This is a genomic window from Chromobacterium sphagni, assembly GCF_001855555.1.
Lineage (GTDB): Bacteria > Pseudomonadota > Gammaproteobacteria > Burkholderiales > Chromobacteriaceae > Chromobacterium > Chromobacterium sphagni.
In genome coordinates this window covers 1-6099 of sequence record NZ_MKCT01000010.1, presented here as the reverse complement: position 1 = coordinate 6099, position 6099 = coordinate 1, and the positions used below count along the sequence as shown (strand labels likewise).

The 6099-nt window shown below is 60.2% G+C and carries 10 protein-coding genes and 1 tRNA gene; 5 read left to right on the top strand and 6 right to left on the bottom strand.

Annotated features, from left to right (window positions below):
* The first annotated feature begins 150 nt into the window (after positions 1-150).
* Genes BI344_RS07080 through BI344_RS24745 form a run of 3 tightly spaced genes read left to right on the top strand, consistent with a single transcriptional unit; the run spans position 151 to position 2425 of the window.
* Complete coding sequence (locus BI344_RS07080; protein ID WP_139166919.1) at positions 151-561, top strand: hypothetical protein; 411 nt, start codon at positions 151-153, stop codon at positions 559-561.
* The gene (locus BI344_RS07075) at positions 558-2084 is read left to right on the top strand and encodes a replication endonuclease (RefSeq protein WP_071112281.1); all 1527 of its coding nucleotides are present in this window, start codon (positions 558-560) and stop codon (positions 2082-2084) included. The genes BI344_RS07080 and BI344_RS07075 overlap by 4 nt, the downstream gene beginning before the upstream one ends.
* On the top strand, positions 2084-2425 hold the full coding sequence (locus BI344_RS24745; protein ID WP_071112280.1) for a hypothetical protein: 342 nt from the start codon (positions 2084-2086) through the stop codon (positions 2423-2425). The genes BI344_RS07075 and BI344_RS24745 overlap by 1 nt, the downstream gene beginning before the upstream one ends.
* Here BI344_RS24745 and BI344_RS24330 read toward each other — a convergent pair.
* Complete coding sequence (locus BI344_RS24330; protein WP_158021042.1) at positions 2422-2586, bottom strand: hypothetical protein; 165 nt, start codon at positions 2584-2586, stop codon at positions 2422-2424. The two genes, BI344_RS24745 and BI344_RS24330, sit on opposite strands and share 4 nt — an antisense overlap.
* 409 nt (positions 2587-2995) lie before the next feature.
* On the opposite strand from BI344_RS24330, the gene BI344_RS07065 reads away from it, so the two are divergent.
* Together BI344_RS07065 and BI344_RS07060 are read left to right on the top strand one after the other, a co-directional pair.
* Positions 2996-3229: a hypothetical protein gene (locus BI344_RS07065; RefSeq protein WP_071112279.1), complete on the top strand. Its 234-nt coding sequence runs from the start codon at positions 2996-2998 to the stop codon at positions 3227-3229.
* Between the two features lie 123 nt (positions 3230-3352).
* Positions 3353-3658 carry a helix-turn-helix domain-containing protein gene (locus tag BI344_RS07060; RefSeq protein ID WP_071112278.1) on the top strand — a complete coding sequence of 102 codons (306 nt, stop codon included), beginning with the start codon at positions 3353-3355 and terminating at the stop codon, positions 3656-3658.
* A gap of 126 nt (positions 3659-3784) precedes the next feature.
* Here BI344_RS07060 and BI344_RS23750 read toward each other — a convergent pair whose 3' ends face one another.
* From BI344_RS23750 to BI344_RS24325, 5 genes are all read right to left on the bottom strand, one after another.
* The gene (locus BI344_RS23750) at positions 3785-4156 is read right to left on the bottom strand and encodes a hypothetical protein (protein WP_206600341.1); all 372 of its coding nucleotides are present in this window, start codon (positions 4154-4156) and stop codon (positions 3785-3787) included.
* A 159-nt stretch (positions 4157-4315) separates the two neighbouring features.
* Complete coding sequence (locus BI344_RS23745; protein ID WP_206600340.1) at positions 4316-4630, bottom strand: HNH endonuclease; 315 nt, start codon at positions 4628-4630, stop codon at positions 4316-4318.
* Between the two features lie 4 nt (positions 4631-4634).
* Positions 4635-4868 (bottom strand): tyrosine-type recombinase/integrase, encoded by a 234-nt coding sequence (locus tag BI344_RS25755; RefSeq protein WP_206600339.1) that lies wholly within the window; start codon positions 4866-4868, stop codon positions 4635-4637.
* Positions 4862-5809: a tyrosine-type recombinase/integrase gene (locus BI344_RS25750; protein ID WP_095210796.1), complete on the bottom strand. Its 948-nt coding sequence runs from the start codon at positions 5807-5809 to the stop codon at positions 4862-4864. Before BI344_RS25750 ends, BI344_RS25755 begins: the two co-directional genes overlap by 7 nt.
* A gap of 167 nt (positions 5810-5976) precedes the next feature.
* Positions 5977-6083, bottom strand: a tRNA-Ser gene (locus tag BI344_RS24325).
* Between the last annotated feature and the right edge of the window lie 16 nt (positions 6084-6099).

Genomic DNA, 6099 nt, shown 5'->3' with positions numbered 1-6099 from the left:
GGCCGGCCGGCTACCGTCGCGCCGTGGTGGATCTGCTGGCCGGGGGCGTGCTGCTGCTGGTCATCGTCTTGCAATTCATCCCGCTGCACTGATCGAGGTTTCAGCCATGAACGCCATCAACGAACACTTCGCCCGCAACGTCATGCCATTTTGGGCGAGCTCTGCCGATCACCCAAGCCGGAAACCCCGCGCGAGCAAGCCATACGCCTGGTGGGCGCCGCCCTTGATCGTCGCCATGCGGAGCGGCGCGCAAGCGCGGGGTCGGCAGCTCTGTTGCAGGAGCAGTTGCTGAACTTGGCGCAATTGGAGGCGATGAAGGACATTCAAGACGCGCTCAAGACCATGGCGGTGGCGGAGCGCGCCATCAATCAGCTAATCGCCATGCATCGCCTGCCATTGCGGGCCATGGTGCTGACGCAGCCGGGCTGGATGATGCATGAAATGGATATCGCGCTCAGCCACAGCGACCTGGCTGAAGCCAAGCTACTGCGCGGCGGCCTGCCGCTGCATGCCGAGCCGCTGTCCGTTGCGGCTACTGGCCGCGAGGAGCAAGCCGCGTGACAGCCGTTTCCCGCCTCCCGGTACTGGAGCGTTTCCCGCGCCACCTGGGCCGCGCCATTGGCCGCGAGTGGCGCAAGCGCCGCAGCCGCCCGCTGGAGCTGGCGCAGGGTCAAGCCGACCCGCGGCAGGCCGACGCCGACGCCTGGCTGCGAGAGTTGACCCGCTTCATGCCGCGCAACGCGCTGCCGCTGGGCGCCTGCGAGATGGAGCTGGTGGAGTTTGCCAAGCAACGCGCTTTCGAGGCTGACCAGCTGATTGGCCGCGGCGCGGATGTGATCCAGCTTGAACGCTACTGCCGCAGCTTTGGCGTGGAGCCGCCGCGCGGCAAGTCCGACACCGGCCGCGCCGCGCGGGTGGCGTGCAGCCTGTGGTGGCGCCGGGCCTTGCGCCGGACCAATGCGCGCCGCAGCGAGCAACTGGCCATCCAGTTTGGCCTGGTGCATAAGCGCCATGGCCTGTACGCCAGCCATGACGCCATCGCCCGCCGCGGCGAGCAGAAGCGCCGCAACCGCGGCTTGCTGGAGGCGCTGACCGCCATCAACGAGCTGGGCCAGGAATACACGCTGGCGCAGCTGGCCGAACTCAGCACCAGCAACCCCATCATCCGCCGCGCCGAACTGATGGTGCGCATCGCCGGTTTCGAGTACATCGCCGTCGGCCTGGAGATGGCCGGCGAGTTCATCACCATCACCGCGCCCAGCAAGTACCACCCGCGCCATGCCAAGAGCGGCAAGCGCAACGCCAAGTACGCCGGCTTCACCCCTATTGACACCCGCGACTACCTGGGCGGCGTGTGGTCACGCATCAACGCCGCGCTGGCCCGCGCCGGCATCAAGATTTTTGGCTTCCGCGTGGCGGAGCCGCACCACGACGGCACGCCGCACATGCACGGCCTGTTTTTCATGCCGCCGGAGGAGGTGAAGCCCTTCCGCGCCATCGTCGCCCGCTACGCCGTGCGCGAAGACCGCGACGAGCTGGGCCTGCGCTATATGCAGACCAAATCGGAAGCCATGGCCGCCGCCCGCGCGCTACGCGCCGAAGGCGCCAAGGGCAAGCTGGCCGACATCGCCGCCCGCGTCGGCATCGAGGCGGATTTCTGGAGCCAGCCGCCGCGCTGGGTGTGGAAAGGCATCACGGCACGGGTGAAGTTCGAAGCTATCGACTGGAACAAGGGTTCCGCCGCCGGCTACATCGCCAAGTACATCGCCAAGAACGTGGACGGTGCCAAGCATGACGGCAGCAGCATTGGCGAGGACTTCGAAGCGCAGGATTTCACCGGCCTGGCCGGCCAGGACGATGGCGACAGCCGCGACCAGTCCGCCGCCACGGACGCCACCGTAACCGCGCGCCGGGTGGACGCCTGGGCCAGCCATTGGGGCATCCGCCAATTCCAGCAAGTGGGCGGCCCGCCGGTGGGGGTGTGGCGCGAGCTGCGCCGCTGGGAGTGGGCCGGCGCCGAGGATGTGCTGATGCATGCCGCCATTGCCGCCGACACCGGCAATTGGGGCCGCTTCGTCACCTGATGGGCGGCCATGAAGCCAAGCGCCGCGACATGCCGCTGCAAGTGGCGCGGGATTCGGAGCCCGCCATCAACCGCTACGGCGAAGCAGGGCAAAAGCGCGTGTTCGGCGTGGTGGAACAGGCTTCCGGCCAGCTTGCCATGACACGGCCGCACGAATGGCAGATCAGCCGCAAGGCGCCGGGTTTGGATGTTGAGGGAAGCGCAGCTTCCCCTTGGACTCGTGTCAATAACTCTACGGAAATCGCAGTGCCCCGCTGGGGCCGATTGCCGACGAACACCGCTTCACCCTGGCCGATGCGATGCGAGAGGCCCAGCAGGCCGATGGCGACGACGAGTGGCTAACCGCCGAGCAACTGGCCGCGCGCCAGGAATTCGAGGCTCAGCAGCGCCACCTGGCGGCCTTCCCGGAGTTTGCCCGCCAATGGGCGATGGACGATGTGGAGCGCCACCGCCTGGCCGCCAAGCGCCAGCGCGAAGAAAGCCGCGAGCGCGTGCGCCTGCAACGCGTCAACCGCCGGCTGGCCGCCAGCCTGGGCATACCGGCGGGCCGCGGCCTGGAAGTCATCGCCCAGGTTCGGGCCCAGGCCGACGCCGACCGGCGCCAGGCTGAGCGCCCTGCCCGCCCAGGCCCGCAGCCCTGGAGCGCGTACGCCCCGGCATCCCCGTTTCCCAGCAGCTCGCCCAGGCCACCGCCCGCGCGCGGCAATGGATCAATCAAACCCAAGCAGGCCGCCTGTGAGCGGCAAAAACCAAAAGGAGCAACCGCGATGAACGCAACCACGACCCACGAGCAAACCAGCCTCTACACCCAGCTGCTGCTGGACGCGCAAAGCGAGTTCCGCGCCACGGTAGACAGGATCAACAGCCAGATGCGGAACATCAACCGCGCCGAGCGCATGGCCCGCCGGCTGCGTGACATCGAGCTGGACCAGCACCCAGGCCGGCGCGGGCTTCGTGCCCTACCTCGTGCTGCGCCTGCCCATCGACCTGCTGCCGCTGCAGCGCTACGTGGTGACGCTGGCCGGCAACGGCCTAGAACGCCGGCTTGTCGCCAACGGCCGCGACAGCCAAGGCCGGGACCGTTTCCAGATCCTGGCCACCGGCGAAGAACGCACCAGCCTGGAACTGGTGGTGGAAGGCATCTGATCAATCGGCCGCACAGCGGCCATAGGCGAGCGGCCGGCCCATCCCATCAACTTGGGCGCCGTCCTCTGAAAACCGGCAAGGCCGCTCACCTATGGCCGCCAGCAGAACAAGAAAGGAACTGTGATGAAAGAGACGCTGAATCTAGATGAAGCCGCCGAGCTGATGAACATCGGCACCGAAACCGCCCGCGAGCTGGCGGACAAGGGTGTGCTGCCAGGCTGCAAGGTTGGTGTGGCATGGGTGTTTCTGCGCGATGACGTGCTGGGCTACTTGCGCGATGAAGTGCGGCGGCAGACCAATCAGCGGATTGCCAAGGCGGAAGCCAACAAAACATTGGGTGGAGAGGGTAAGTTGCCGCGGGTAAAAACTGGTGTCAACAATTCGGGGGTGCGTGGAAGCCGACGCAAGGAATTACCGATCTGGAGGTGACAGAATTTCAAAATTCTTAACAGAAAATATTACAAATTCAACAACTCATCGAAATGCATAACCATTTTAAGCTCATCACCAACAACCAACTCAGGAGAGGTCAAATCAATCACCTGACAGCCAACACTACCATATTTTGTCAACATGATCAACGCTTAGCGTTGGATAAGGGAAGAGTGTAACCTCAAATTCTTTTCCATCTAGATAATAATCCATATCAGGAATAGGCAAAGGCAATTGATAAATTTCACCAGCAAAAATTATGACAAACTGGAGATATGGAACCATATCTCCGTGATGCTTACGCTTTAACAAATAATAAGAAATTACATCATATTTGACCGGCCCCGTGAGTGACTGCTTAATTATTTTCAACGGCTTATAATAAACTTGATGCCTTTCCTGCACTATCCAATCGCAGAGATGTCTTAAATGAAGGAGTTCATTTTTAGGCAACACTGCGATCGCCATCTTGACAAAACACTTAAAAACAGCCATTGGGACATATGGCAAGCGAGGGACGTAATCGTTATTGTTTTTTGATCAAGATCACGAGTAACATTTCCCTCTTCCCTACTGGATCTTATATCAATAGAGGAGTGATCAGCAGAAATCTCCAATGTACCATTTGGTGGCTTATACTTAGGTATCTTATTTCTACCTCGAATTCGCCTTCAAAGTTCTTGCTACGCCCATATAATTAGCCAAGTCATCTTCAATTATTCGGCTGAATAATTCATTACAAGAATCGCACTCATCACTAGAAAATAACGAATTATTTCCAATAAACCCGGGAAATGCATGCGCTTCTGTTTTAAAACAAACATCAGGACTTTTTTTTCCACAATAACGACACACCCCACTTTCAATTGAAGGAATAACTACTTTCCTTCCTTTTACAAGAAAGCCACGTTCGATAGTTAAATATAAACTATCTATCTTTTCCTTTCGCTTCAAACCAATTTGATCCATTTTTTCACCATAGCAATTGAGCAAGGTCTGACCCACGTAAATTTGCATATCTTGAAAGCATGCGCGGGTCTTTATGGCCAGTAATCTTTGCAATTTGCAAATCTGAAAGTTGAGTCCGTTCAAAAATACGGCTAGTAGCTTCATGCCGCAGATCGTGAAAACCAAAATCCTCGCAGCCTGCCGCCTCGAAGATGCGCGCGTACTGGCGAGAGAGTAGCGCAGTGGTCTTCTTCAGCACAATCGCGCTGTCATTACATCCCACCACGGGAACAGCCGCCCGCCCTCAAACTGCCAGCCTTCCATGCCGCGCTCGCCGGCCGCCACCTGGCGCCGGTAGCGCGCCATCGTTTCCAGCGCCACCGATGTCAGCGGCACCTGGCGCTTGTCGCCGTTCTTGGTCTTTTCCAGAAAGATGGTGCGCTTGCCCTCGTCCACCTGATCCAGCCCCAGCGTGTACATCTCGCGCAGGCGCATGCCGGTTTCCAAGGCCAAATCGAACAGGAACTCCAGCGCGCCTTGCCAGCGCAGCGCCAGGGCGCGCTGGCGGCCGGCTGGTTTCTCACCCGCCATGATTTTGCGCACCGCCTCTTCCTCGTGCGGCGCCAGCCGCCTATCGCGCCATTCGTCCACCGGCACCTGCACCACCTGCCCTTGTGGCGCCGTGGCGCGCAATACCGCGGCGTCGGCGTCGTTATACGTGGCATAGCGCTTGGGCAGCAGGCGCAGCGGGTTGGTGACGAAGGTGGAGTTGGGCTTGCGGGTGAGGTGGTCGAAACAGCGGGCCAGCGAGCCAACATAATGGCGGATGGTAGAGGGCGAGAGTTGCGCCTCCTGCTTCAAGGCACGCACCCAGGCTTCCGCCCAGCTGTAATTGACCGTGCGCAGCTCCACGCCGCCCACTTTGCCCATCAAGGTGGCCAGCACCGGCTTGTCAGACTCCGCCACCGGCACACTCACCAGGTAATCGCGCAGCGCGTCGCCAATGGTGGCCAGGTCCGGCTTTTCGTGCAGCAGCTCGGGCGGTACGATGCCGCGGTCCAGCAGCGCCTCCAAGCGGGAGCAGTAGTTGTCGCCCTCTTCTTCACGCTCGAACGTGAACGACACCGGGCGCGGCAATACGCCCTTGCGCCGGACGATGAACTCCCAGGAACCGCTGGGCCGTTGTCGCTTGGTAGCCATTAAAAACTCGCGTAGAGGGCAAAAACTATAGTCTACGCGTGGTTAGGCTGATTTTTCGAGTGGTTAGGGGCTGAAAATTGCGGAAAACTGGCCGTTTTCCTGTGGTTGACAGCTAAGAAATAGGCAAAGAAAAACCCCGTAAGTCTTTGACTTACGGGGGTTTTATTTGGAGGCGGGGGTCGGAATCGAACCGGCGTAGACGGATTTGCAATCCGTACCATTTTGTTTAAAAACAATAAATTAAAAGCAAAACCACTCTAAAAACCACCCCGCCTTAATTGTGTTCCCTA

Coding starts and splice junctions, on each gene's coding strand:
- BI344_RS23745 (WP_206600340.1), bottom strand. CDS start 4,630: ATGGATCAAATTGGTTTGAAGCGAAAGGAAAAGATAGATAGTTTATAT.
- BI344_RS23750 (WP_206600341.1), bottom strand. CDS start 4,156: ATGGCTGTTTTTAAGTGTTTTGTCAAGATGGCGATCGCAGTGTTGCCT.
- BI344_RS25750 (WP_095210796.1), bottom strand. CDS start 5,809: ATGGCTACCAAGCGACAACGGCCCAGCGGTTCCTGGGAGTTCATCGTC.
- BI344_RS24745 (WP_071112280.1), top strand. CDS start 2,084: ATGGGCGGCCATGAAGCCAAGCGCCGCGACATGCCGCTGCAAGTGGCG.
- BI344_RS07060 (WP_071112278.1), top strand. CDS start 3,353: ATGAAAGAGACGCTGAATCTAGATGAAGCCGCCGAGCTGATGAACATC.